A 26,276-nucleotide genomic window follows, 5' to 3' on the forward strand; every position below is an offset into this window, starting at 1 on the left:
TGAGAGAGATATTGAATGACGAAACCTAAGACCCTGACGTTGTCCGCCAAGAAGTCCACTGGCTCCTCCACTACCAGCGCTCCGTTGGCTGTGCCAAAGACCAGCCTTTCGTATGTGATCGACAACGCTCAAGAGGAAGCAGGAAAAGTCACCGTAGTAAAGAAATCGCGCCGCCTGGCTGCCGTGCCGCCAGTGGAAGCGCCGGCGGAAGCCGTGGCCGACGAAGCGGTCGTCAAGACCCGCGCCCGTAAGACCGCTGCTGCCAAGCCGGTGTCGCTGGCTGTCGTCGCTGAAGAAGCGCCGGCGGCGCCTGCAAAGCGCGGCCGCAAGCCCAAGGCCGCCGAACCTGCGCCCGTGATCGTGACGAGCGGCCCGGCTGCCGTGACTGAAGTGCGCGACGCAGCCGTGCTGGCATCGATCGACACTTCCGGCTACCTGCTGCCGCAAGTGAAGGTGCCGGGCCGTCGCGGCCGCAAGCCAAGCGAATTCACCCCGGAAAACGATGAAGTGGCGGCACTGAACGCCGTGGAACGCGCCGAACTGAAGGCAGCGTCCAAGGCGCGCGAGCGCAAGGCCAAGGGCATCGACGCCTTCGGCATGGCCGACGGCGCCAACGCGGAGGAGCTGGAAAAGCGCCGCACCCAGTTCAAGAACCTGATCAACCTGGGCAAGGACCGCGGCTACCTGACTTACGCCGAAATCAACGATCACCTGCCGGAAAACATCGTCGAGCCGGAAGCGATCGAAGGCATCATCGCGACTTTCAACGACATGGGCATCGCCGTGTACGAGCGCGCGCCGGATGCGGAAGCGCTGCTGCTGTCCGATAACGTGCCGACCGCCGCCAGCGACGATGAAGTGGAAGCCGCAGCTGCCACCGCGCTGTCGACCGTCGATTCCGATTTCGGCCGCACCACCGACCCGGTCCGCATGTACATGCGTGAAATGGGCGCCGTGGCGCTGCTGACCCGCGAGGGCGAGATCGAGATCGCCAAGCGTATCGAAGGCGGCTTGCGCGACATGATCCAGGCGATTTCCGCCTGCCCGACCACCATCGACGAGATCCTGCTGCTGGCGGAGAAGATCGCGAAGGACGAGATGAAGGTGGACGACGTGGTGGACGGCTTTGTCGACTTGAACGAAGACGCGCCGGTTCCTGCGCCCGCCAAGGTCGTTGCCGCGGCTGACGAAGACGAGGAAGAGGAAGAGCTGGACGACGAGGAAGAAGACGGCGACGTCAACGGCGGCGCTGCCGGCTACTCGACCGAACAACTGGCGCAGTTGAAGGATGACGCGCTGGCCAAGTTCGCCCTGATCTCGAGCCAGTACGACAAGATGCGCAAGGCCGCCTACGGCAATGCCGCCTACGTGAAAGCGCAGGACATCATCTCCAACGAGCTGCTGGGCATCCGCTTCACCGCGAAAGTGGTGGAAAAGCTGTGCGACACACTGCGCGGCCAGATGGAGCAGGTGCGTTCGATCGAGCGCGCCGTGCTGGAACTGTGCGTGAACCGCTGCGGCATGCCGCGCGCTCACTTCATCAAGGTCTTCCCGGGCAATGAAACCAACCTGGATTGGGTGGACGGCGAAGTGGCGGCAGGGTATCCATACAGCGCGGTGCTGGGCCGTAACGTTCCCGCCATCAAGGAACTGCAGAACAAGATGATCGACCTGCAGGAGCGCGTGGCGCTGCCGCTGGCCGACCTGCGCAAGATCAACAAGCAGATGGCTGCCGGCGAAAAGCGTGCGCGCACCGCCAAGCGCGAAATGACCGTAGCCAACCTGCGCCTGGTGATCTCGATCGCGAAGAAGTACATCAACCGCGGCCTGCAGTTCCTGGACCTGATTCAGGAGGGCAATATCGGCCTGCTGAAGGCGGTCGACAAGTTCGAATACCGCCGCGGCTACAAGTTCTCGACCTACGCTACCTGGTGGATCCGCCAGGCGATCACGCGTTCGATTGCGGACATGGCCCGCACCATCCGCGTGCCGGTGCACATGATCGAGACCATCAACAAGATGAACCGCATCTCGCGCCAGATCATGCAGGAAACCGGTTCCGAGCCGGATATGGCAACCCTGGCGCTGAAGATGGAAATGCCGGAGTCCAAGGTGCGCGAGATCATGAAGATCGCCAAGGAGCCGATTTCCATGGAAACCCCGATGGGCGAGGACGGCGATTCCCAGCTGGGCGACTTCATCGAAGACAACACCACGCTGGCGCCGCTGGACGCCGCGCTGCACGCATCGATGCGCAACGTGATCAAGGAAGTGCTGGATTCCCTGACCCCGCGCGAAGCCAAGGTGCTGCGCATGCGCTACGGTGTCGAGATGTCCAACGACCACACGCTGGAAGAAGTGGGCAAGCAGTTCGACGTGACCCGCGAACGTATCCGCCAGATCGAAGCCAAGGCGATGAGCAAGCTGCGCCAGCCTTCGCGTTCGGACAAGCTGAAAACGTTCCTGACGGAGAAGTAATGAAGACGGAGGCCTCGGCCTCCGTTTTTTTTTGGCCTTGCGCGTCGCCGATTGCCTGAACAACTGCGATTAAGCGAGGATGGGAGCCGCTGCTCCCTCCTCAAGCAAGTTCTATGCGATAGAAAGCATCAGGCGTTTGCCGAAATCAAAGCCTTTGCGGAGGTGTTCGCGGACCTTGAAGCCTGCTATTGCGGCGATAACGGCCAGGAAGCCGAGCGTGAGCCAGTCGACCGGCTTCAGGCCATGGTCGGGGCGGGCCGAATCCACCGCGCCGGACTTCAGCACGTGGCCGGTGTAGCTGGAGCCAATCACCGTGCCGTCTTCCGTGATGTCGCGCGTCAGGTACAGGCTCTCATAACCGGAGCGCACCTGCATCCGGCCGCCCTTGTAGATGAAGGTATGCGGCGCGTCGTGGTCTTTCATGCGCACGGTGCCGACGATGTCGCCGTGGTTGTTGATGCCGTTGGCGAAGCTGGAGCCGTGCGCGATCATCGCGCCCAGGTCGATCATGCGGCCGTTTTCGTACATGAAGGCGTGCCAGCTGCGATCCTCCATTTCGGAGGCGCCGACCACCACGCCGTGGTCGTTGACGCCGGTTGCCACGCTGACGCGGCCGCCCAGCGTCGGCAGCTCGATCATGCCGCTACCCGGCTTGTACAGGAAGGCGCGGCGGTAGCCGTTCGGCAGCTGCGCGGCGCCGACCACATAGCCATTGATGTTGATGCCGGTGGCGTAGCTGTTCTTGCCTCCGAAGGTGCCCAGGTCCAGCATGGCAATGCCGGTATCGACAAAGGCGTGGTAGTTGCCGTCGGCGGTGTCGGCGTAGCCGACGATGTGGCCGGATTCATTGAGTGCGGTGCCGACGCTGCTGCTGCCGCCCAAGGTGCCGAGGTCGCGCATGCCCAGCGACTCCTCGTAGCGGAAGGCATGCCAGGCATTGTTGGCGGTCAGGGCGCCGCCGGTGACCACGCCCTGGTTGTTGATGGCGTTGGCGGTGCTGTCGGTGCCGCCGAGGGTGCCGATCTCGATATGACGGCCTTGCGACATCAGCACTGCGCGGCGGCGGCCGTCTTCGTCCTTGATTTCGCCAACCCATTCGCCTGCTGCGTTAATGCCTGTCATGGTGCTGGACTCTGCTTTTCGTTCCCCCATCGGGCCGGCGGCGTGGGTAGTGGTGAAGGGCAGGGCCAGTGCGATGGCCAGGGCAAGCGTGGCAGGCTTCATAGGCAGTCTCCGGTAAATGGGAATTATTCCGGAGACTATACGGGAATCTTGCGAATAAATATTCGCAAATTGTCACACTTTGCGAACGAACTCCGATTTCAGGCTCATGGCGCCGAAGCCGTCGATCTTGCAGTCGATATCGTGGTCGCTGTCGACCAGGCGGATGTTCTTTACCTTGGTGCCTTGCTTGATCACGCCGCCGGAGCCTTTTGGCTTCAGGTCCTTGATGACGGTGACAGTGTCGCCATCTTGCAGGAGATTGCCGGCGGCATCCTTGTAGACACGTGCGGATTCGCCGGCTGCTTCAGCGGCCTGCATTGGCCACTCGTGGGCGCATTCAGGGCAAACATAGTTTTCGCCGTCTTCGTAGGTATACTCGGACTGGCATTTTGGGCAGGCTGGGAAATTGGACATTGGAACTCACATGCAGGAATTGGAAAACCCGATCTGGGCTGCGCTGTATGGCGCACAGCAACATTTTAGCATTCCGGCAGGCGCGGCCCGCCGCTATCCGGCCGAGGTGGCGCCGTTCATGGCGGTGCCCGAGGCCGGCGTGGCCTTGCCTGCGGCCGACCTGGAAGGCGTGGGCGCCGGCTACTACTTCCTCGGCGCCATGCCGGAACTGCCGCGGGGCTGGTCGCTGCAGCCGCTATCGGGCGTCCTGCAAATGGTGTACCAAGGCGGGCCGGTCGCGGCACCGGATGCCGGGGCGATCCGCGTGTTGGCGGCAGACGATCCCGCGATGGTGGAGCTGACCAATCTCGCCTTCCCCGGCTACTTCCGGCCGCGCACCGGCGAAATGGGCAGGTACGCCGGCATCCACGACGATGGCGGCCGGCTGGTGGCGCTCAGCGGCGAGCGCATGGATCTTGGCCACCTGCGCGAAGTGAGCGCCGTCTGCACCCACCCTGAATTCACGGGGCGCGGCTACGCGCGCAAGCTGGTGGAATTCATCATGCACGGCATGCAGCAGCAGGGCGTGCGCCCCATGCTGCACGTGGGAGCGGCCAATGCCCGCGCCCAGGCCTTGTACCGCTCAATGGGATACGTGCCAACCCGCGAGCTGGCGCACGCACGGCTTATTTGCCCGGACTGACGTTGCCGATGCCCTTGGCCGACTTGTTGATGTGTTTCGGGTTGCCGTAATAGGTGAAGTTGCCCATGCCTTCCACAATCAGGTTCAGGGTGTCGCTGGCGTAGAGGCTGATGTCTCCCATGCCGGTGAAGTTCACGTCGGCGCGTTCGGCTTTCAGGTCCTTGAGGTTGGCCTGGCCAACCCCCTGGCCTTTCATGCGCAGCAGCTTGACCTTGCCGCTGGCGTAGAGCGCGCCGGCGCCTTCGAAGCTGATGTCGATCCGTTCGCCGTTGATGTTGGTGACGCGCGATTCGCCGGCGCCCAGCACGCGATAGCTGGTCAGCGCCGGCACGGTGACGGTGATCTTGTCGCCTTCTTTGACGTCGACCGGGGCCTTGTTGGTATTTTCGTAGACGACGCGCAGCACGCCGCCTTCCACGACGATGCTGACCTTGTCGATGTATTCCTTGCGGCCGCTGATCTTGACCGACTGTTCCTTGCCGACGTCAACGTAGACGTTGATCGGGCCTTTGACGTTGATGCCATAGAAATTGTCAAGCTTGCGAGCCTGGTCCGCAGCCTGCGCCGAGGCAGATAGCAGCAGGGCGGAAAAGACGAGGGTTCGATACATTGTAAACAGCTCCTGGGTGAATGGACGCCTACTTCGTTGCCGCGCAAGTTTAACTGGCAATGCACCAGCTTGCACGCGGATTTCCGTGAGGCTTTTCGGGTGAATTAGCCATCTGGCCAGTTGGCGCATGAAGACAGGCTGGTTATTCTGGATCGGACCAGCCTTCAACTGCCGGATACCCCATGACCACGGTCACGCCAGCCGCCGCCGACAATATCGACCAGGAGTTGCTCCTGTTCTTCGCTCGCCAGGGCCGCAGGATGCCTGTGCCGGTATTTGTTGCTGCGCTCATGCTGGCCATGCTGGTGCATGGCCATGTGGCCGATGCGCTGGTGGTAGCCTGGGTCGGCGTGGTTTGTCTGATGCTGGTGGTGCGGCGCATTGCATTGGGACGGCTGCCCGCCATGCATGGCCTGTCCGGCGCGCGACGCTTGCAGATTGCAATTTGCCTGAGCGGCTTGAACGGGCTGGCGCATGCGCTATCGCTGCTGTTTTTCGGCAGCCTGCCAGAGTTGGAGCGGGTCATCCTGACGTTGTTGCTGGTTGGCTTATGCACCGGCGCCATCGCGACCACCGCAGGCTATCGCCCGGTTTTCGTGGCCTACATCCTGCCGATATTCGCGCCGCTGGTGCTGCTGTGGGCTGGCGGGCAGCGCACCGGGCATTCGGGCTGGACCCCTGGCGCGGCAGCCCTGATTCTTGCCGTGCTGGCGACGCTCCTGACCGCCATTGCAGGTGATTCCTATCGCCTGTTCCGCGAATCGTTCGAGATCCGGCTGCAACAGGTGCGCCTGAACCGGGAACTGACGGATGCGCTGGCAAGAGCAGAGCAGGCGAACCAGGCCAAGACGCGCTTCCTGGCTTCGGCCAGCCATGACCTGCGCCAGCCAATCCATACCTTATCGCTGTTCGCCGCTGCCTTGGCGATGCGTCCGCTGGACGAAGCAAGCCGGGAGATCTCCGGCCACATGCAAGCCGCCCTTGGCAGCCTGACCGCCCAGCTCGACGCGCTGCTCGATGTTTCTAAGCTCGACGCCGGCGTGGTACTGGCCAGCGTGGTGCCGGTGCGCCTGCCCGCCCTGTTGCATCGCGTGCACGACGAGTTTGCGCCAATCGCGCAAAGCCGTGGGCTCGCCCTCGGCTTTCACAGCGTTGGCGAGGCAGTAGTCGATACCGACCCGGTCTTGCTGGGGCGTGTGCTCTGCAACCTGGTGGATAACGCCATCAAGTACACGGCGGAAGGCGGTGTGCAGCTTGAGTTGCTGGCGCAGGGCGGCCTGGCTGTCGTGATCGTCGAGGACAGCGGTTGCGGCATTCCGGTCGATGAGCAGGGACGGGTGTTCGAAGAGTTCTATCAACTGGACAATCCGGAACGGGACCGTGCCAATGGCCTCGGCCTCGGCCTGTCGATTGTGGCGCGGCTGGCAAAGCTGCTGGCGCTGCGGCTGGAAATGGTGTCGCGCGAGGGCGTGGGCACCGCATTTTACGTGATACTGCCGCTGGCGCAGGCGGCGCCGGCGCCAGTCACTGCACAGTCGAGTGTGGCCGGTTCGCTCGCCGGGCGCCAGGTGCTGGTGGTCGACGACGAATTGGCAGTGCGCAGCGGAATGCAGGCGCTGCTGGTGGAGCTGGGCGCGCGGGTCAGCCTGGCCGATGGCACGGCGCAGGCCGTCGCGCTGGCCGCGCTGGACCGGCCCGACCTCGCCCTGGTCGATTTCCGCCTGCGTGGGCAGGACAGCGGCCTGCTGGCAGTCCAGTCGCTGCGCGAGCTCTATCCCGGTTTGCCGGTCATCCTGGTCAGTGGCGATACCGCCCCCAACCGGCTGCGCGAAGCGCGCAGTGCCGGCCTGCCTTTGCTGCACAAGCCGGTTCCGCTGGCCGCCTTGCTGGCGGCGGTAGCGCAACTGGAACAGTCACCGAAAGGGGTACATCATGGATACATGCAATAGGGAGCCGGACGCTGGCAGCACGCAGCGCCATCGCAACTGGCTGTCGCACGGCCTGGAGAGCCTGGCCGCGAAGCTGGCGCTGCGCGGCGCGGAGCCAGCGCCGGACTATGATGTCGTTATCGTCGGCAGCGGCTACGGCGGCGCAGTGGCGGCAGCCGGGCTGGCCGGCTGCCGTGGCGAGGAGTCGGGACAGCCGCTCTCGGTCTGCGTGCTGGAACGGGGCAGGGAATACCTGCCGGGCGCCTTCCCCAGCCGGCTGGCAGAATTGCCTGGACACCTGCGCTTCAGCACCCCGGGCGGCCAGGTACGCGGCCAGCGCGAGGGCTTGTTCGATTTGCGCCTGGCTGGCGATGCCAATGTGCTGCTGGCCAATGGCCTGGGCGGCGGTTCGCTGATCAACGCCGGTGTGCTGGAAGAACCTGCGGCCGAGGTGGTGGCGGCGCTGGAACAGGCGGCGCCCGGGCTGGCAACCCATTTCGCCAGCGCGCGCGCCAGGCTGATTGCCGTTGATGGCGGCACCTTGCAAGCGCACGGTATTGCCGCTCCGGCCAAATTGATGGCGCTGGAGCAGCTGGGGCGGCAAGTCAAAGGGGGCAAGCTGCGCCAGGCCCGTATCAGCGTGGCGCTCGAAGCCCGCGACAGCAGCGCACAGGTGCGGCTTGACCGTTGCGTTCAGTGCGGCGACTGCGTTACCGGCTGCAACTTCAACGCCAAGGAATCGCTCGACACCAACTTGCTGGTAGACGCCTGGCGCCATGGCGCCGAACTGTATACCGGCGCCACGGTGCTGCGGTTCGAACACGACCGGGCCGCCGGTTGCTGGCTGCTGCACCTGACGTATACCGACCCCGGCTTGCGCGAACGGCAGCCGCAGCCGCTGGTGCTGAGGGCCGGCAAGCTTATTCTCGCTGCCGGTGCGCTGGGTTCGACCGAGATCCTGTTGCGCTCCCAGACTGCTGACCTGCAGTTTTCCGGTCAGCTGGGATGCGGCTTCTCGAGCAATGGCGACATGATCGCCGCTGTCTACGGGCAGCAAGCCCCGGCGCATCCGACCGATGATGAAAACACGGCTGCGGGCGCGCGCAGGGTTGGCCCTACCATCACCGGCATTGTCGATGTGCCGGCGCAGGATGGGCAGCCGGGCTTCGTGGTCGAAGAGCTGGGAATTCCGGCGCCGCTGCGGCGCGTGCTGGAAGAAGTACTGGCCACCACCCATACCCTCGATGCGCTGGCCTATGCGGACGAGAGTGAACACGGCAACGATGGCAGCCAGGGCGATCCCTGCGCAGTCGATGCCGGGGCGATCGAGCGCAGCAGCATCCTGGCGATCATGGGCGATGATGGGGCCGCCGGCGCGCTGGAGTTGGCCATCGCCGACGATGAGAACGAAGGCAGCTTGCGGGTACGCTGGCCGGGCTTGCGGAACAGCGAACTGTTCCAGGGCCAGATGGCGGCGCTGGCCGCCGCTTGCGCCGGCCTGGCGCCGGACGGACAGGGCGAACCGCCGCGCCTGCTTGCCAACCCGCTCTGGAAGACCCTGCCCGATTCCATGGAATTCCTGCTGTCGGGGCGGCGCGGTCCTCCCTTGACCGTGCATCCTTTAGGCGGCTGCCGGATGGCGCACGACAGCGAGCATGGCGTGGTGGACGATTGCGGCCGCGTGTTCATGCGCCGCAAACGGGGCCAGGAGTCATTTCATCCAGGACTGGTAGTGCTGGACGGTTCCATCGTGCCGCGCGCGCTTGGCATCAACCCGGCGCTGACCATTGCGGCGCTGGCCGAACGGGCGATTGAGGCGCTGCGCAAAGAGTGGAAACTGGCCAGGCCGCCTGAGGCCGGCCTGGTCGGCCTGCCGCAGGAGCGCCCGCGCTTCCAGCTGGCGCCCAGCGCACAGGCGCGCAGCGCAGCGCCCACCATGGTCGACCTGCGCGAACGGCTGTGCGGCCCAAGCTGGCTCGATACCGCAGCCGGTCCGCGCCAGTTTTTTGTCGAACTGACGATCGCTTACGAACGGCAGGACCTGGCGCGGCTGGTCTTGCCGGCGGACGGCGGCGCCGTGCCGCTGCAGCGCCGCATGCTCACCCGGCCTGGGGAAAGCTGGCTCACGCTGTATGACTGGGATGCCTGGCAGGCGTGGAGCCCGAAGCGCGATGACCCCAGCCATCCCAAGCCGCCCATCTTGCTGAAAGCCAGGGTGGAAGGCGAGTTGCGCCTGTTCCATCGCGAGCCGGGCACGGCAGGCGGGCGCCGCTGGGCAGCGCTGCCCGCCTGGTTCCTGAACCGGGGCCTGCGCGACGCCTGCCAGGTATTGTGGCAGACGGTGCGCAGGGGGGAGTGGCGGCACGAACCCGCCCTGTTGTTTGCCAATGGCGGCCGGCGCATCCGGTCGGCCTGGAACCTGGCCTCGCGGGCCGGCGAGGTGCGCCTGCTGGAGTACGTGCTGCAGGTGCGCGAGCTGGTGGTCCCGCCCGCTGAGGCGCTTGCCGGGCTGGAGGTGGAGGGCCAGCCGATCGTTGGCCGCAAACGCCTGACCTATGCGCGTGCCGCCAACCCCTGGCACCAGTTGACCCGGCTGCAGCTCGAGCAGTTTCCCGGCCTGCGCGCCGGCAGCCCGGCCCGGCTCGAACTCGACACCGGCTTCCTGGTATGGAAGCAGCAGCCGCTGCTACGCATCCTCCGCCAGCAGGACCAGGTGTCGGCACTGGCCGATTGCGCCGGACTGGCCGGCTATTTCCTGCGCCTGTTCCTGAGCGTCCACGTGTGGAGCTTCCGCAAGCCGGACGATTCCGCGCCGCGTGCGCCGCGGCGCCTGCCTGGCAAGCTGCCGGGCTGGTTCCGGCCGGCACCCGAGGTGACCGAGCTTGAAGTCGACCGCCTGCCCGACGGCACCCCCGTGGTGGCGCGCCTGACCCGTTACATGGGCCACGTCGACCAGGGGACGCTGCCGCCCGTGCTGCTGATACACGGCTACAGTGCCAGCGGCACCACCTATGCCCATCATTTGCTGCGCCCGGGGCTGGCCAAGTACTTGTGGCAGCGCGGCCGCGATGTATGGGTGGCCGACCTGCGGACTAGCAGTGGTTTGCCCAGCGCGCGCCACCCCTGGACACTGGAAGATGTGGCGCTGGCCGATATTCCGGCCGTGGTGGCGCATGTGGCGCGCAGCAGCGTGCACGGCACGGTTGACGTGTTCGCGCACTGCATCGGGGCGGTAATGACCAGCATGGCGGTGCTGGCGCTGCCCGAGCCTGGCGCGCGTTTCCAGCAAGAGCGGCAGGCGCTGCCGGGAATGATCCGCAGCCTCGTGCTATCACAGCTGGGACCGGTGGTGAAGTTCAGCCGCGACAACCGCCTGCGCGGCTACCTGATGGGCTACCTGCGCCGCATGCTGCCGCTGGACCGCTACGAGTACCGGCTGGAGCGCGAGGCGACCTTGCTTGACGAACTGATTGACCGGCTGCTGGCGACCTTGCCGTATCCGGACGAGGAGTTCCGCATCGAAAACCCGCTCGGGCCGTGGCGCAACGCAAGCTTCGTGCGCACCCGGCATCGCATGGACGCCTTGTATGGGCGAGACTTCAACCTGCCGCAGCTCAGTTCCGCCATCCTCAAGCATATCGACGACTTCTTCGGGCCGCTGAATACCGAGACCCTGGCCCAGACCATCCATATCGCGCGGCTGCAGCGCATCGCCAACCGCGCCGGACGCAATGTCTATGTCGCGCAGGGAACGCTGGCCACGCGCTGGACCTTCCCCACCCTGGCACTGTTCAGCGACCAGAGCGGGGTGTCCGATCATGCGGCAGCCGCCTTGTTGCAGCGCCAGTTGTGCGGCACGCCGGTCCGGCTGACGCCGGTGATCCTGCACGATTTCGGCCACCAGGACTGCCTGATCGGGAAGCGCGCCGCCGGCGAGGTGTTCGGGCGGGTGGCCGCCTTCATGGCGCAGCCGCAATGCGCGGCACCGCTGCCGGCCATGCGGCGCTGGCGCGTGGCGCCCCCGGTTGCAGGCCCCTTGCGCAGCAGCCTTGACGAGGCGGTGCGCTGGAAGATTGGGCTCGGCATCGATCCGCAACAAAATGGCGCGGCCATGATTGCGCTGGTGCCGGTGGTGGAAAGGGGGCAGCGCCTGCAGGCGTCGCACGCGCCGCTGGCGAGCCACATCCAGTTCCGTCCAACCCCGGCCGAATGCGAAGGCTGGCTGCGGCTGGATATACCGCCGCCGCCCGCCGGCGCTACGGGCTGGCTGGTGCTGGTGGTGTACGACCTGGGGGCGCAGGCGCACGCGGATCGCGAGATCTACCACGAGCCCTCGGTGCGCGACATGAAGTTCATCGCCGGCAAGGCTGAGGCGGGACTGACGGCGGACGAGTCGGCACGGGTCCGCATGCAAGCCTTTATCAACCAGCAAGCCGCCGATATCGCCGCCGCAGTCGGCGATGCGCTGCAAGCCGGCTCGGCGATCGCCCACGGCTACCTGCCGCGCCGCCAGCGCGACGACAGGGTCGCACCGGCCCTGTGCATCGCCTTCGGCAGCTGCCAGTACCCGGCTGGCCTGTTGGATCGCTATCCGGCATATGGCTCCTATTTCCGGCTCGGCAGGCTGTTGCGCGAGCATGCCTGGCGGCCTGACTTCCTGCTCTTGCTGGGCGACCAGATCTATAGCGACGCGACGGCCGGCCTGTTCGATCCAACCGCCAGGGACGATCGCTTTGTGCGGCCCTACGAGAAGTTGCTGGGTAATCCGGATGTGCGCCGGGTCCTGCGCCGCCTGCCCGTGCTGGCGATGCTGGACGACCATGAAATTGCCGACAACTGGGAAGGCGCTGCCGGCGACCCGCAGATGCAGGCGGGGCGGGACGCCTTCCGCGGCTATTTGCGGGCCAAGGAGCGCGCTGGCGCGCCAGCGTGGCTGGATTTTGCCGCGCAGCCGCGCGGATTTCCACTGTTTGTCGCCGATACGCGCACCGAACGCGCCCGGCGCAGCGCCGCCGGCATCGCGCAGGACCGCATCATGAGCGAGCGACAGATGCAGTGCCTGCTCGATTGGCTTGACAATGCACCGCCAGAGCGGCCGAAATTCATCGCCAGTCCGTCCATGGTGCTGCCGCGCCGCCTGCTCGCTGCGCGCGACATCAGCGGCCCGCATTGCTTGCGCTCCGATGCCTGGGATGGCTATCCCGCATCCTTGACGCGCCTGTTGGGGCATATCGCCGAGAATGGCATCCAGCACGTGGTGCTGCTGTCGGGCGATGAGCATATCTCCTGCGATGCGCAGGTAACGTTGTCATGTCCTGGACGCGAGCCGGTGCGCCTGCGCTCCATTCATAGCTCCGGCTTCTACGCGCCGTTCCCCTTCGCGAATTCGAGCGAGGCCGACTTTGCGGGCGACGAGGACTTCAGCTTCAAGACGGGCGGCGGGCTGCAGGTCGATTGCCAGGTCCGGACGCGTTTTTACCCGGGCGACGGCTTTGCCCTGCTGCGCGTTGTGGCGGCAAGCGGGGGCGGCTGGCGCACCGAACTGCGCTTCCACCGCGGCGCTGGCGTCAGTGTAGCGAGCGGGTCAGGCCAAGCCGCGCAATCAGGGCAGCCAGTTCGCTCCTTGTCCGAGCCCCAAGCACCCCTCGAGCTCCAGTCAGATGAACCTTGACGGTGGCGATCGCCAGGTCCATGTCGCGGGCAATTTCCTTGTTCGACTTGCCCGCCGCCACCTGGCGCGCCACCTCCAGCTGGCGCGGCGACAGGCCGTGGGAACCCGTGTCGCCAGCTGGCGGAGCCGGGCGGGGAGCCCTGGCGGAGGTTGCCACGACAGCGAGATACTCCATGACCTTGCGCGGAATCACCACCCCGCCAGACATTGCCGCCTTGAGCGAGCCTTTCAATTCTTCTTCGTCCGCTGATTTCATGATCAGTCCGTCCGACGTGATCTTCAGCACGTCCACCGCCAGCTTCATGTCTTCATCGCCGGTGAGCACCACCACGCGCGATGGGGGGCGAAAGGCCGCGCGCGTCCTCTCCAGTGTCTCGATCGGCGTGCAGCCGGGCAGGTGAAGATCGAGCAAGACCAGGTCCACCACAGGGCCGCCGGCAAAGGCCAGGGCGGTGGCGGTGTCGCCAGCTTCCAGCACCTCGTAGCCGCCCTCGGGCATGACCGAGGACAGCGCGCTCATCAGCCCGCGGCGGTACATGGGGTGGTCGTCAACTAGCAGCACACGCATGGCACGGCTCCTTAAGCATCCTGGCCGTTCGGCCTAGTCCCAGTGTCTAGGTTAGCACAGCGCCACCGTGCTGAATACGTTGTTGGTTTAGCCGTCCGGCGAATGGCGCCGGCAGGGCTGCTTTCCTACACTGGACACGTTCCGATAACAACAGTGTCGACGAGGAAGGAGACCCAAATGAATATTCTGATGCAAGGCACAAAGGCCGCTACGGCAGGCGCCATGCTGGCGTTGCTGAACGGCTGTGCGGGATTCCAGCTGTATGACGAAGCGCGCGATAAACAAGGCCAGGCAGTGGTGAAAGCGTGGGGTGAAGTCAAGGCGGAAAACTACTTCGACTCCGTGCGCAAGGTGCGTGCCGCGGATGAAGTGCAGGCGCGCGAGTACCGCAAAGCCAAGCTGATGTTCGAGCGCGACAGCAGCTTCCAGCCCGTGCTTGATCTGCCCTTGGATAAAGGCCTGGCGGCCAATATCGACCACCGCCTGCTTGAGCTGGCCGGCCCCGCAAGCGCGGACTATGCCGTGCTTGACAGGAAAGTGCGCAACATCATGGACGCGATCGGCATCGAGCGGGTGAGCCAGGAGTTCTTCCAGCGCAGCCTGCTGGAGCGCCATTTCGCTGCGGACTGTACCAGCGCGCTGGCGGGCGAGCTGCGTGCCAGGCTGGAGAAGGCGCGCGAATTCGGCCTGTTGCTGGAGGCTGAAGGCTTGCGTGCTTCCTGCCAGCAGGAACAGGAGGCATCCGCCAGGCTGGACCAGGCTCTGGCAGGCACAGGCGGCGAATTGAAGAAGCAACAGGATGCGCTGCAAGCCTTGCGCAAGCAGTTGGTGTTCGAGGCGGGGCAGGCCCGCCAGGCGGAACAGGCGTTCAAGCTGGCCCAGGAAGAATACCGGCTTGCCGCCGAGCGCGCAGCACAATTTGCCGCCCGGCCGCTGCCGGGCGATGAGTTGCAGAAGTCGGCCGCGTCGCTGCACGACGCCATCGCCGTGTTGCAGAAGCTCGAGACCGCTGCCGGCAAGGAGGCGTTGGCCAGGACCAGCCTTAGCACGATCGACGATATCCTCGCCAGCGTCAGCGGCGACAAAGCGCCTGCCGCCGATGACGGCAAGCTCGAAAGCGCCGCCAGGATGTTCCCGGCGCTTGCCAACGACCTGCATCAATTACGCGCAGTGCGTGGCACCAACGTCATGCCTTCTTTGCAGATCGCGAAGGCGATTGCCAGCAGCCGCTCCGACACGGCACACAAGATGCTGGCGCTGCAAGCGCAACGGCTGGAGTACCTGGACCAGGCGCGCCTGGCCGCCTATGGGGAATTTGCATCCCTGCTTGCGGCGCGCGGGGCGCTGCCGGGCTTGAACGGCCCGCAGCGCAAGCTGAGCTTTGCTCAATTGTGGGACAAGTTTCCCGCCCATCGCCACGCGCTCGCGAAATCTGCCATCGACTACCAGACGGCGATCGGCGCGCGCCACCTCGCTACAAGTGATCTGCTCGCGGCCGCTGAAACCGTCAGGAACGAAGGCCCCTTGGTGCGGGCGGAGGGGAACTTCGGCGAATGGAGCAGCCTGATTACACCCACCGTGGACGAAGCAGCGCGTTTCGCTGCCAACGGACAGAAACCGGACCTTGTGCTGAATCTGGTCAAGGCCATTTCCCTGCTATGGATTGGAGTAGAACAATGAATTATCTCGCCATCTTGGGAGCAAGCTTGCTCAGCGCCTGCGCGGCGCCCCCTGCAATCCAGGCCAATATCGACAACGGAAGAAACCTGCTCGCTTCGGTGCGTGAGGAGCTGGCGGCGTTCAACGAACACGAGCAGGCCGCACGGCGCGGCCGGGTGACCAACCTGCGCTCGGATTGGGCGAAATTAACGAGCGACATGCACCAGGCCATGCTGGAGCGGCTGGCAGCACAATCGGCCGGCAATCCCGGGGCGGGGCAGTTGTTCGACCACCTGCGCCAGGCAGCCGACCAGCGTGTCCAGCAAGAGGCCGCCCTGGCCGGCCAGCAAGGCCATTTCCATGAGCGCGCCGATGCGCCGCCCACCGCATCCTTGCAGGCGACGGAGCTGTCCTTGCAGGAGTTGGGTAGCACGGCCCGCAAACCCGACCGGGTCAGCGTGTTGCGCCAGTTCGCCGTGGAACTGGCGCGCACGCAGGGGCCAGCTCCTGCCGCCGCCGAAGGCGTTCCCGCACCGGTTGCCGCCAACGAGGGCGCGGCACCGGTCCTGTCCAAATGAACTTGAATGGAGGTTGCCATGTCCGAAACCCTGATTGAATACCACATCTGGCTGCAATTGCTGATTGATTTGTGCATCGCAATCAAGAAGCGCATGGAGTCCGACGGCCGGCCGGAGCTGCACAGCCGTTTTACCAAAGCCGATGCGGCACGGCGCGAAGTGATGGGGCGCATCGTCGAGGCCGAGACCCAGGGGCTGAGCCTGGCGCCGCCGTCGCCGGCAGTGATCGATGGGACCAAGCGCGTGGCTGATGCCGCACGCGGCAAGAACCTGCAGCTCGAGACGACCTCGGCCCTGATGAAGCTGTCCACCGACCTGCTCAATCTTGTGTCCGTCGGTACCGGCAAGCCCGGGCTGGCCGCGGGTTAGCATCATGGACATGTGGCAAGCGATCGGCAACGTCAGCTCCCCGCTGACGTTCGTTGCCTTCCTGGCTGCCCTGGTATCGCGCATCTACGAAGGCCAGTTGCAGCGCATGGCGGAGGAAGTGCGCAGCAGCAGCGGGGCCCAGCGCGATGTCCTGCTGGGCGCCCTGTCCAACGTCATGCGACGCGCTGATGGCGATCAGGCGATGGCAGCGCTGACGCGCCAGGAAACCCGGCTCAAGCTCGCCTGGTTTAGTTTCCTGATCGTGGCGCTGTGCCTGATCGGCCTGTCGGCATTCGCCTATTGGGGCGAACATCCCGAGCGTACGGTGCGGGAAATGCTGCAGGGAGAGCACAAGGCGGCCGTGATTGCTGCGCTGAAGAGCCAGAAGATCTATCCGATCACCGATGCCGAACTGCCGGATGCGCTGACAACGCTGGTCAGCCTGGATGCCAGGGAAAATGCGCTGGACCGCTATGGCAAGTGGGAGAGCAAGCAGGTCAAGATCATGGCCGTGCCGTCGCTCGCCGAATTGCGCCGCCGGGCGGCCAAGCGCGAAGAACCGTTCGAGCCCATGGGAGAGCAATTCAGGGTCGGCGTGCCGAACATCGGGCCGGAACAGCCGGCGCGCTTCCACGTCTATGTGGGCATGAAGTCGCCCCTGGCCTGGCAGCGCCTCAGCATCACCAATCCCGTTACCGACCGCACGCTGCGGGTGCTGGCCAAACCCGGAATCGAGGAAGACAGCGATGTTGACCTGCACTTGAATTACCTGCAGGTCCGGCAGCTATTCAATGGAAACCTGCCGGCCCGGACCGCATCGGTGTGGGTTGAAGTACTGCAGCCAGGCACCTTGTACGACCCAGCCTGTGAACCGGCCCGCAAGCGGGGGGCGCGCGCTGGCCAATGCGATCCGGACCAAAGGCCCGATTCGAAGCAGTTCCTGCCCAAGGCCGGCGCCCTTTAAAGCAGCCCATACCTACCGGAGGAAGACATGAAAGAAACAGCCAAGTTCAAGCTGACAGTACGCGACCTCGACATCGGCGAGCGGCATGAAGACGTGCCGCGCGTTCAGATGTTCCTGCGCCGTTTTGGCTACCTGAGCGAATCGGCCTCGACGGACGGCACGTTCGACGAAGCGACGCGGCAGGCCGTCAAGCGCTTCCAGGCCTACCACCGCCTGCACGACTCCGGCCTGCTGGACGACCCGACGGTGCACCAGATGGAGCGCCCGCGCTGCGGCAATCCCGATTTGCGTCCGCCAGGGTTGCAGTCGCGCTTCCTGTTAAAAGGATGCAGTTACTGGTCGCGGCGCCGCTCGCTCACCTTCGGGTTTGCCAACGCGACGCCGGACATCGCGGGGGACGGGGAAAGGGAAGCGGTTCGCAGTGCTTTCCGCACCTGGCAGCAGGTGGCGTGGGTGGATTTTGTGGAGGTGCCGATCGAAGCCAACCCAGACCTGCGCATCGAATGGCAGGCCGGCGACCATGGCGATGGCTCGGCCTTTGACGGCGTGGGACGGATATTGGCCCATGCCTTTTACCCGCCGCCTTGCGGCGGGGCGCATGCCGGCAAGTGTCATTTCGACGAGGCCGAAGCCTGGGCGCTGGGGGCCTTGTCCGGCATGATCGACCTGGAAACCGTGGCGTTGCACGAGATCGGGCACCTGCTTGGCCTGGACCACAGCGCCGATCCGTCCAGCGTCATGGCGCCCAGCTACCCTGGCGTCAGCCTGCGCACCCTGCAGCCGGATGATGTCGCCGGCATCGAGGCCCTGTACGGCAAGCGCGGCCCGGCTATGCGGGTGCGCGCGCACGTGGAGGGTTATGGCGACATGCTTGGCGTGGAAAACCAGTTCCTCGGCACGCGCGGGGAGTCGCGCCGGCTTGAAGGGATGCAGCTGGAAATCAGCAGTCCGGTGCCCGGCCTCAGCATCGAATACATGGGCCATGTGGAAGGGTATGGCGACACGCAGTTCCAGTCCGAAGGCAGTTACCTGGGAACGCGCGGCCAGGGGCGCCGGCTGGAAGGAATCGCCATCCGGCTGGCAGGTCCAGCCGCCGGCCAGTACACCGTGCGTTATATGGCACATATCGAAGGGCATGGCGACTCGGCGTTGCACAGCGATGGCCAGTTCCTCGGCACGCGCGGTGAAAGCCGGCGCCTGGAAGGGCTGCTGGTGAGGATCGAAAAACGCTGAGGGAAAGGGGCAGCCGCCGTGCCGGCTGCCCCGCTGCGATCAACTTAGCCTGTGTTGCGCAGGCCGGCGGCGACGCCGTTGATGGACAGGTGGATGCCGCGGTTGACGCGCGGATCGGCCCTGTCCTCTTCATTACCCAGCGCGCGGCGGCGCTTGATCAGCTCCACCTGCAGGTGGTTCAGCGGATCGAGGTAAGGGAAGCGGTTGGTGATGGAACGCGCCAGCAGCGGGTTGCCTGCCAGGCGGTCGCGGGTGCCGGTGATCGACTCCAGGCAGTCGAGGGTCTGGTGGTATTCCTCGGTGATGCGCTTGAAGATGCGTTCACGCAGCTCCTTGTCCGCCACCAGCTCGGCGTAGCGCGAGGCGATTGCCAGGTCGGTCTTGGCCAGCACCATGTCCATGTTCGACAGCAGGGTGGCGAAGAACGGCCAGTGCTGGAACATGTCGCGCAGTTGCGCCTTGCGTTGTTCCTCGTTGCCGGCGGCGATCCAGGCGCCGATGGCGGAGCCGAAACCGTACCAGCCCGGCAGCAGCAGGCGGCACTGGCCCCAGCTGAAGCCCCACGGGATGGCGCGCAAGTCTTCGATGCGGCGCGTCGATTTGCGGGAAGCCGGGCGCGAACCGAGGTTCAGTTCCGCGATTTCCGCAATCGGGGTGGCCGAGAAGAAGTAGTCGGTGAAGCCCGGGGTTTCGTACACCAGGTTGCGGTAAGCCTTGTAGGCCAGCTCGGAGATTTCCGCCATCGCGTTTTCGAATCCGGCCAGGCGCGGGCCGTGGCAGGCGTCGGCCGGCGGCGGCATCAGGCTCGCTTCCAGGGTCGAGCACACCAGCAGCTCCAGGTTGCGGCGGCCGATTTCGGCGTTGGAGAACTTGGAGGCGATGATCTCGCCCTGTTCGGTCAGGCGCAACTGGCCGTTGACGGTGCCTTTGGGCTGCGCCAGGATGGCCTCGTAGCTTGGACCGCCGCCGCGGCCGACAGTGCCGCCGCGGCCATGGAACAGGCGCAGCTTGACGCCGGCCTTGGCGAAGATTTCCACCAGCGCCAGTTCCGCCTTGTACAGCTCCCAGTTGGACGTCATGAAGCCGCCGTCCTTGTTGGAGTCGGAGTAGCCCAGCATGACTTCCTGGATCTGTCCCTGCTTGGCGATCAGCTTTTGCACCATCGGCACGGCCATCAGCGCTTCCATGATGCCGGCGGCGCGCTGCAGGTCGGGGATGGTCTCGAACAGCGGGATCACCATCAGGTCCGAGGTGCGTTCGCCGTCGGCACCCTGGCGCAGCAGGCCGGTCTCCTGCTGCAGCACGAACACTTCCAGCAGGTCGGACACGGTCTCGGTGTGCGAGATGATGTAGTTGCGGATGGCGCGCTTGCCGTAGCGCTGGCGGATGTCGCGCGCGGTGCGCAGGATGGTCAGCTCGGAGCTGGTCTCGTCCGAATACTCGATGTAAGGCGAATACAGCAGGCGTGGTTGCGCTAACTCCGCCAGCAGCAGCTTGACCTTGGCATCCTCATCCAGCGACGGGTAGTCGGCCTGCACGCCGGCCTTGGCGAACAGCTCCGCCAGCACGCGTTCGTGGATGTCGGACGACTGGCGCATGTCCAGCGACGCCAGGTGGAAGCCGAAGATGTCGGCGGCGCGTTTCAGGGTGGTCAGGCGCGGGCGGGCCAGCACGGAACCGTGGTTGGCGTCCAGCGACTCGATCAGCACCTGCAGGTCGGCCGAGAAATCGGCCGGACACGGGTAGGGGGCGGCGTGGCCGACTTCCTTGCGCAGGATATTGGTCGCGCCCAGTGCGCGGGCGGTCGCTGCCAGTCGGGCGTACATGCCGATCAGGGCGCGGCGATAAGGCTCGTCGCTGCGGTGGTCGGACGTGTCGGTGGAGGCATCCGACAGTGCCTGCAGTGCGGGCGAGCAGCCGATCATCAGGGTCGACACCGACAGCTCGGCGCCCAGCGCGTGGGTTTCGTCGAGGTAGAAGTCGAGGATGGTGGTGGCCTGGCGCTCCAGCGCATGCTGCATGGTGCCGGCGTTGACGTTCGGGTTGCCGTCGCGGTCACCGCCGATCCAGCTGCCCATCTGGACGTAGGAACCGTCGATGGCGGCCGGCGCGGCCTGGCCGTAATGCTCGGCGATCTCGGATTCGATGTCGTCGTACAGGGCCGGCAGTTCGCGCAGGAAGGTAATGCGGTAGTAGGACAGGGCGTTGTCGATTTCATCGGCCACGGTCAGCTTGGAGTAGCGCAGCATGCGGGTCTGCCACAGCGTCGCGATACGGGCGCGCAGCATGTGCAGGTTGGCGGTGCGCTCCTTCGGCGTCAGCGGCAGGTCGCGCTGGGCCAGCAGGCGGGCGATATCGTGTTCCGCGTCCAGGATGGACTTGCGCTGCACCTCGGTCGGGTGGGCGGTCAGGACGGGGCTGATCAGGGCTTCCTTGAAGAAGCTGGTGACGGTGTCCAGTTCGACGCCGGATTCTTTCAGCTTGTCGAGAGCAAAGCTGATGCTGCCTTTTTGCGGCGCCGAGCCGGCCAGCAAGTGGGCGCGGCGGCGGCGGATGTGGTGCTGGTCTTCCGCAATATTGGCAAGGTGGGAGAAGTAGGAGAAGGCGCGCACCACCGTGATGGTCTGTTCGCGTGTCAGGATTTTCAGCATGCCGTCCAGTTCCTTGGCGGCGCCGGCGTCGGCTTCACGGCGGAAGCGGACAGCGGTCTGGCGAATGGTTTCTACGACGGCGAATACTTCCTCTCCCTCCTGTTCCCGCAGGACGTCGCCCAACAGGCGGCCCAGCAGGCGGATGTCTTCTTTCAATGGCGCGTCTTTATCGGCGCTCTGGTTTGCTTCGTCTGTTGCACTTACTTGATTTGCCATAGTTAATCAGTCAAAAGATAAGAATGGTCGTGCAATAGGCTTGTGGCCCGCTCTCTGCATAGGGGCGCGCATGCTAGAATTTGTGGTCCCAATCATGCGCAATAAACTGGTGAACGCCGGTTTGGCGCTAGCAACAGCGAAAGAACTGGTCTTGAATACTCCTGAAATGGCCCAACAGCTCCCTTCCAAATTGGTGATCGCTTCGCGCGAGAGCCGCCTTGCCATGTGGCAGGCCGAACACGTCCGCGCTCGCTTGTCTCAATTATATCCGCAGTGCAGCATTGAGATCCTGGGCATGACAACCCGCGGCGACCAGATCCTCGATCGCGCCCTGTCCAAGGTGGGCGGCAAGGGGCTGTTCGTGAAGGAGCTGGAAGTGGCGATGGAAGAAGGCCGTGCCGACCTAGCCGTCCATTCGCTGAAGGATGTGCCGATGGAACTGCCGGAAGGCTTCGCGCTGGCGGCGGTGCTGGAGCGCGAAGATCCGCGCGACGCCTTCGTTTCGAACGACTATTCCTCGCTGGCCGAACTGCCTGCCGGCGCCATTGTCGGCACCAGCAGCCTGCGCCGCCAGGCCCTGATTTCGGCGCGTTACCCGCACCTGGTGATCAAGCCTTTGCGCGGCAACCTGGATACCCGCCTGGGCAAGCTCGATCGCGGCGATTACGCGGCCATCATCCTGGCCGCCGCCGGCCTGAAACGCCTCGGCCTGCCGCAGCGCATCAAATCGCTGCTGGCGCCGGAAGATTCGCTGCCGGCCGCAGGGCAGGGCGCGATGGCAATCGAAATCGCCGAGCGTAACGATGGCCTGGACCTGAAAGCCATCCTGGCGCCGCTGAACGACCTGCCGACCGCGCAGGCCGTGACGGCGGAACGCAAGGTGTCGAAAGTGTTCGGCGGCTCCTGCCAGGTACCGTTGGCAGCCTTCGCCACCGTTGATGGCGGCCAGATGCACCTGCGCGCCATGGTCGCTACGCCGGACGGCACCCGCGTCGCCCGCGCCGAGATCAATGGCGCCGCCGCCGATGCCGAATCGCTTGGCGCCCAGGTTGCGGAACAACTGCGCGCACAGGACGCCGAAGCCATCCTCGCCGTCTGCGCCGCCGAGCAAGCCGACGCCATGAACCCCAACGCCGCCCCATCGGTATAAAAGCGCCGCCCGGATGTCCGCCGATCCCGCGAGCCCAGCAAACCAGGGACAGCCCCTTGCCGGATGGCCGTCCCGTCTGACCCAGATTTACCGGGTTTAAATGCCACGCCCAGTCATACTCACCCGCCCGATAGCCCAGGCCGAGCCCCTGGCCAGCCGCATCCGCGCCCTCGGCCGCGAGGTCGAAGTGCTGCCGCTGCTGGAAATCAGCCCGCTGCCAGACCAAACGCCATTGCAGGACGCCCTGGCCAGCCTGGCGAGCTACCAGCTGGTGACCTTCGTGTCCCCGAACGCCATTGACGCGGCCTTCGCCCACATCCCCGCATGGCCGCCAGGCCTGCAAGCCGCAGTAGTGGGCGAGGCCAGCCGCCTGGCGCTGATCGCCCAAGGTGTCCCCGCCAGCCAGATCTCCAGCCCCGCCGACCCAGCCCACAGCGACACCGAGCACCTGCTGCAAGCCCTCGACCTGCCAGCCCTGCGCGGCGCCAGGGTCCTGATCGTGCGCGGCGAATCCGGCCGCGAACTGATGGCCGATTCCTTCCGCGCAGCCGGCGCCGAGGTCACCGTGCTGCCGGCCTACAGGCGCGCCGTGCCGCAGCTGACGCCAGCACTGGCCGGGCGATTGACAGAACTGGCCGCCACGCCAGCCGACTGGATCATCACCAGTTCCGAAGCCTTGCGCGGCCTTGTCGGGCTGCTAAAGGAATTAAACAAGTTGACAATCGTTGCATCTTTGCAACATCATCGCCTGATCGTCCCCCATCCCCGCATTGCCGAAACGGCAAGAGATTTGGGCTTCCCGAATGTGACTCTCACAGGATCAGGCGACGAACGGGTACTCGCCGCGTTACAATCACGTCCATGAACGATTTGCCTAACCAAACTGACAACTTGCCAACGACGCCAACTGCGCCGGCCGTCGACACTCCCAACACCGCCCAGGCTGCGCCCGCGACCCCGCCGGCACAGGAGCGCGATGCCTTGCGCCAGCCGCTGACCATTGCCGTAGTGGTGCTCGGTATCCTGCTGGCAGCGCAAGCCTTCTACTCGAAGAACCAGGTGTTCCGCCTGCGTGAAGAGATGGCGCGCCGCCTGCAGCAGGGCGACTCGCTGAATGGCCAGACCAGCCAGCTGGCGAAGAACGTCCAGGAGACGACCAAGGAAATCCAGCTCAAGGTAGGGGTGCTGGAAAACCGCCAGCAGGAAGCGCAGGCGCAGCAGCTCGCGCTGGAACAGCTTTACCAGGACATGTCGAAAAACCGCGACGAGTGGGCGCTGGCTGAAATCGAGCAAGTGCTGTCCACTGCCAGCCAGCAGCTGCAATTGGCCGGCAACGTGCCAGGCGCGCTGATCGCGCTGCAAAATGCCGACCGCAGCCTGTCCCGTTCCGACAAGCCGCAATTCATCACCATCCGCCGCGCCATCGCCAAGGACATCGAACGCCTGAAGGCGCTGCCGAACGTCGATAACGTCGGCCTGGCCGTGCGCCTGGATAACGTCATCGCCCAGGTCGACGGCCTGCCGATGCTGTCGGACGCCAAGCCAACGCCGCCGGCGCCTGCGGAGCGCAAGCCGCACACCCCAGCGCCGGCCAAGGCCAAAGGGAAGGGCGCAGCCGGCAAGGAAGCTGCTTCCGCACCGGCAGAAGATGAAGATAGCTGGGGCAACCGCCTGAAGACCGTGTGGCAGGACTGGAGCAGCGACATGTGGTCGGAAGTGTCGACCCTGATCCGCGTGCGCCGCGTCGAAACACCGGACGCCATCATGCTGGCGCCGGAAGAAGCCTATTTCCTGCGCGAGAACCTGAAACTGCGCCTGCTGAACGCGCGCATGGCCCTGCTGTCCCGTAACGAAGCCGCCTTCCGCGCCGACCTGCTGGCCGCGCAAGAAGTGCTGGCGCGCTACTTCGACACCAAGACCGCCCAGACCAAGACTGCGCAGCAGCTCCTGCGCCAACTGCAGGGCAGCAACCTGCAGATCGAAATGCCGACGCTGGCCGATAGCCTGAACGCGGTGCGCAACTACAAGGCGAAGCCATAATGCGTCTCTTTATCTGGCTCGTTGTAATGATGGCTGCGGCCATCGGTATCGCCGTGACGGCGCGCTTCAATCCCGGCAATGTGGTGCTGTTCTACCCGCCGTACCGCGTGGACCTGTCGCTCAACTTCTTCATGGTGCTGCTGGTTGCAGCTTTCCTGCTGGTGCATTTCCTGGTGCGCGCCTTCAACGCCACCGTCGACATGCCGCGCAAGGTGGCTGCCTACCGCCAGAACAAGCGTGAACGCGACGGCAACAAGGGCCTGCGCGACGCACTGAAAGCCCTGTTCGAAGGCCGCTTCGGCCATGCCGAAAAGGCCGCGCTGCGCGCTGCTGAATTGCCGGAAAACGCCGGCGTGGCTGCCCTGATCGGCGCCCGCGCCGCGCACCGCATGCGCCAGCAAGCCCGCCGCGACCAGTGGCTGGCCCGCATCGCCAGCGACAACGGCATGAAAACCGCGCGCCTGATGACCGTGACCGAACTGCTGGTCGACGACCACCAGCCGGAAGCGGCGCTGGAAGCCGTGCGCGAACTGAATGCCAGCGGCACCCGCCATATCCATGCCCTGCAATGGTCGCTGAAGGCCGAGCAGCAAGCCAAGAACTGGCCCGAAGTGCTGCGCCTGGTGCGCCTGCTGGACAAGCACAAGGCCCTGCATCCGGCCCTGTCGGCGCGCCTGCGCGAACTGGCATATGACGACCTGCTGTCCGATAACTCGCACGATGCGGAATCGCTGCAGCGCGTCTGGAGCACCATCCCGAACGCCGATCGCTTGAAGCCCTACGTCGCCTGCCGTGCAGCCACCGCCCTGAATGCGCGCGGCCTGCATGACGAAGCGCGCGTGGTGTGCGAAGAATCGCTGGCCGCCAACTGGGACGAGCGCGTGCTGCGCGCCTACCGCGACGCCGCGGCGCCGGTTGGTTCCGCTGCGCTGCTGGTGCAGATCGAACACTGCGAAGGCTGGGTGCGCGAGCGCCCCAACGATGCCGAGCTGGCGCTGACCCTCGGCTCCCTGTGCCTGAAGCAGAAACTGTGGGGCAAGGCCCAGCGCTACCTGGAGCAGGCCCTGTCCGATGCCTCCGAATCGCGCATGGTACGCGAGTCCCACCTCAAGCTGGCGCAGTTGCACGAAGCGCTGTCCCAGCCCGAAGAAGCGGCGAACCACTATCGCCAGTGCGCCTTGGCAACTATTTTGTGAGACTGCTGCGCCGCACAAGCGGCGCGCAGTTCGCTATAATTGCAAGGTTAGACTGTCCAAAAATGCATTAATCCGAGGAAAACATGAGCCTGAACAAAGTACCGGCCGGCAAAGACCTGCCGAACGATTTCAACGTGATTATCGAGATTCCGATGAACGCGGATCCGATCAAGTACGAAGTGGACAAGGAATCCGGCGCCATCTTTGTCGACCGTTTCATGGGCACCGCCATGCACTATCCGTGCAACTACGGCTACATCCCTAACACCCTGTCCAACGACGGCGACCCGGTCGACGTGCTGGTGATCACCCCGTTCCCGCTGATCCCTGGCGTGGTGGTACGTTGCCGCGCTATCGGCGTGCTGAAGATGACCGACGAATCCGGCGAAGACGCGAAAGTGCTGGCCGTTCCGGTCGACAAGATCCTGCCGATCTACAAGCACTGGCAGAAGCCTGAAGACCTGCAGGACCTGCGCCTGCAGCAGATCCAGCACTTCTTCGAGCACTACAAAGACCTGGAGCCAGGCAAGTGGGTCAAGGTTGAGGGCTGGTACGGTCCTGAAGAAGCCAAGAAGGAAATCATGCACGGCGTTGCACAAGCCGCCAAGCAGGAAGGCAAATAAGCCTGATCGAAGAAAGCGCCCC

19 protein-coding genes are annotated in these 26,276 nt (G+C 65.0%); 14 read left to right on the top strand and 5 right to left on the bottom strand.

Annotated elements, in window-relative coordinates:
• Positions 1-15: 15 nt before the first annotated feature.
• On the top strand, positions 16-2,478 hold the full coding sequence (gene rpoD / locus ACN9MU_RS12820; protein ID WP_426337417.1) for an RNA polymerase sigma factor RpoD: 2,463 nt from the start codon (positions 16-18) through the stop codon (positions 2,476-2,478).
• A 111-nt stretch (positions 2,479-2,589) separates the two neighbouring features.
• Here the strand turns inward: rpoD and ACN9MU_RS12825 are convergent, their stop codons facing one another.
• Entirely contained in the window at positions 2,590-3,702 is a 1,113-nt protein-coding gene (locus ACN9MU_RS12825; protein WP_426322747.1) for an HAF repeat-containing protein, read from the bottom strand.
• A gap of 72 nt (positions 3,703-3,774) precedes the next feature.
• On the bottom strand, positions 3,775-4,116 hold the full coding sequence (locus ACN9MU_RS12830) for a zinc ribbon domain-containing protein YjdM (RefSeq protein ID WP_426337419.1): 342 nt from the start codon (positions 4,114-4,116) through the stop codon (positions 3,775-3,777).
• Between the two features lie 10 nt (positions 4,117-4,126).
• Between ACN9MU_RS12830 and ACN9MU_RS12835 the strand changes: the two genes are divergently transcribed.
• Entirely contained in the window at positions 4,127-4,798 is a 672-nt protein-coding gene (locus ACN9MU_RS12835) for a GNAT family N-acetyltransferase (RefSeq protein ID WP_426322749.1), read from the top strand.
• Here ACN9MU_RS12835 and ACN9MU_RS12840 read toward each other — a convergent pair.
• Positions 4,782-5,408, bottom strand: a complete 627-nt coding sequence (locus ACN9MU_RS12840) for a head GIN domain-containing protein (RefSeq protein WP_426322751.1) — start codon at positions 5,406-5,408, stop codon at positions 4,782-4,784. The two genes, ACN9MU_RS12835 and ACN9MU_RS12840, sit on opposite strands and share 17 nt — an antisense overlap.
• 182 nt (positions 5,409-5,590) lie before the next feature.
• On the opposite strand from ACN9MU_RS12840, the gene ACN9MU_RS12845 reads away from it, so the two are divergent.
• Both ACN9MU_RS12845 and ACN9MU_RS12850 read left to right on the top strand, forming a co-directional pair.
• Positions 5,591-7,357, top strand: coding sequence for a hybrid sensor histidine kinase/response regulator (locus ACN9MU_RS12845; RefSeq protein ID WP_426322753.1), 1,767 nt, complete (start codon positions 5,591-5,593; stop codon positions 7,355-7,357).
• Positions 7,341-13,007 (top strand): alkaline phosphatase D family protein, encoded by a 5,667-nt coding sequence (locus ACN9MU_RS12850; protein WP_426322755.1) that lies wholly within the window; start codon positions 7,341-7,343, stop codon positions 13,005-13,007. The genes ACN9MU_RS12845 and ACN9MU_RS12850 overlap by 17 nt, the downstream gene beginning before the upstream one ends.
• Here the strand turns inward: ACN9MU_RS12850 and ACN9MU_RS12855 are convergent.
• Complete coding sequence (locus ACN9MU_RS12855; protein ID WP_426322757.1) at positions 12,904-13,575, bottom strand: response regulator; 672 nt, start codon at positions 13,573-13,575, stop codon at positions 12,904-12,906. The genes ACN9MU_RS12850 and ACN9MU_RS12855 overlap by 104 nt on opposite strands.
• Positions 13,576-13,752: 177 nt before the next feature.
• Here ACN9MU_RS12855 and ACN9MU_RS12860 point away from each other — a divergent pair, with 177 nt between their 5' ends.
• From ACN9MU_RS12860 to ACN9MU_RS12880, 5 genes are read left to right on the top strand one after another with little or no spacing between them, the layout of a single operon-like run.
• Positions 13,753-15,255 carry a hypothetical protein gene (locus ACN9MU_RS12860; protein ID WP_426322759.1) on the top strand — a complete coding sequence of 501 codons (1,503 nt, stop codon included), beginning with the start codon at positions 13,753-13,755 and terminating at the stop codon, positions 15,253-15,255.
• Complete coding sequence (locus ACN9MU_RS12865) at positions 15,252-15,812, top strand: hypothetical protein (RefSeq protein WP_426322761.1); 561 nt, start codon at positions 15,252-15,254, stop codon at positions 15,810-15,812. Before ACN9MU_RS12860 ends, ACN9MU_RS12865 begins: the two co-directional genes overlap by 4 nt.
• A gap of 18 nt (positions 15,813-15,830) precedes the next feature.
• The gene (locus ACN9MU_RS12870; protein WP_426322763.1) at positions 15,831-16,181 is read left to right on the top strand and encodes a hypothetical protein; all 351 of its coding nucleotides are present in this window, start codon (positions 15,831-15,833) and stop codon (positions 16,179-16,181) included.
• Positions 16,182-16,185: 4 nt separating this feature from the next.
• The gene (locus ACN9MU_RS12875; RefSeq protein ID WP_426322765.1) at positions 16,186-17,145 is read left to right on the top strand and encodes a hypothetical protein; all 960 of its coding nucleotides are present in this window, start codon (positions 16,186-16,188) and stop codon (positions 17,143-17,145) included.
• A gap of 27 nt (positions 17,146-17,172) precedes the next feature.
• On the top strand, positions 17,173-18,378 hold the full coding sequence (locus ACN9MU_RS12880; protein WP_426337421.1) for a matrixin family metalloprotease: 1,206 nt from the start codon (positions 17,173-17,175) through the stop codon (positions 18,376-18,378).
• Positions 18,379-18,422: 44 nt separating this feature from the next.
• Here the strand turns inward: ACN9MU_RS12880 and ppc are convergent, their stop codons facing one another.
• On the bottom strand, positions 18,423-21,245 hold the full coding sequence (ppc, locus tag ACN9MU_RS12885) for a phosphoenolpyruvate carboxylase (protein ID WP_426322769.1): 2,823 nt from the start codon (positions 21,243-21,245) through the stop codon (positions 18,423-18,425).
• 166 nt (positions 21,246-21,411) lie between these two features.
• Between ppc and hemC the strand changes: the two genes are divergently transcribed.
• The 5 genes from hemC to ppa all read left to right on the top strand — a co-directional run bounded on the left by hemC (position 21,412) and on the right by ppa (position 26,254).
• Positions 21,412-22,395, top strand: coding sequence for a hydroxymethylbilane synthase (gene hemC, locus ACN9MU_RS12890; RefSeq protein ID WP_426172183.1), 984 nt, complete (start codon positions 21,412-21,414; stop codon positions 22,393-22,395).
• Between the two features lie 100 nt (positions 22,396-22,495).
• A complete protein-coding gene (locus ACN9MU_RS12895; RefSeq protein ID WP_426171116.1) occupies positions 22,496-23,260 on the top strand; it encodes a uroporphyrinogen-III synthase in 765 nt (254 codons plus the stop codon).
• Positions 23,257-24,435 carry a uroporphyrinogen-III C-methyltransferase gene (locus ACN9MU_RS12900; RefSeq protein WP_426171117.1) on the top strand — a complete coding sequence of 393 codons (1,179 nt, stop codon included), beginning with the start codon at positions 23,257-23,259 and terminating at the stop codon, positions 24,433-24,435. The genes ACN9MU_RS12895 and ACN9MU_RS12900 overlap by 4 nt, the downstream gene beginning before the upstream one ends.
• Positions 24,435-25,631 (top strand): heme biosynthesis protein HemY, encoded by a 1,197-nt coding sequence (locus ACN9MU_RS12905; protein ID WP_426322772.1) that lies wholly within the window; start codon positions 24,435-24,437, stop codon positions 25,629-25,631. The genes ACN9MU_RS12900 and ACN9MU_RS12905 overlap by 1 nt, the downstream gene beginning before the upstream one ends.
• Before the next feature lie 83 nt (positions 25,632-25,714).
• On the top strand, positions 25,715-26,254 hold the full coding sequence (ppa, locus tag ACN9MU_RS12910) for an inorganic diphosphatase (RefSeq protein WP_426171119.1): 540 nt from the start codon (positions 25,715-25,717) through the stop codon (positions 26,252-26,254).
• Positions 26,255-26,276 lie beyond the last annotated feature (22 nt).

Source organism: Pseudoduganella sp. R-32, assembly GCF_049913245.1.
Lineage (GTDB): Bacteria > Pseudomonadota > Gammaproteobacteria > Burkholderiales > Burkholderiaceae_D > Rugamonas.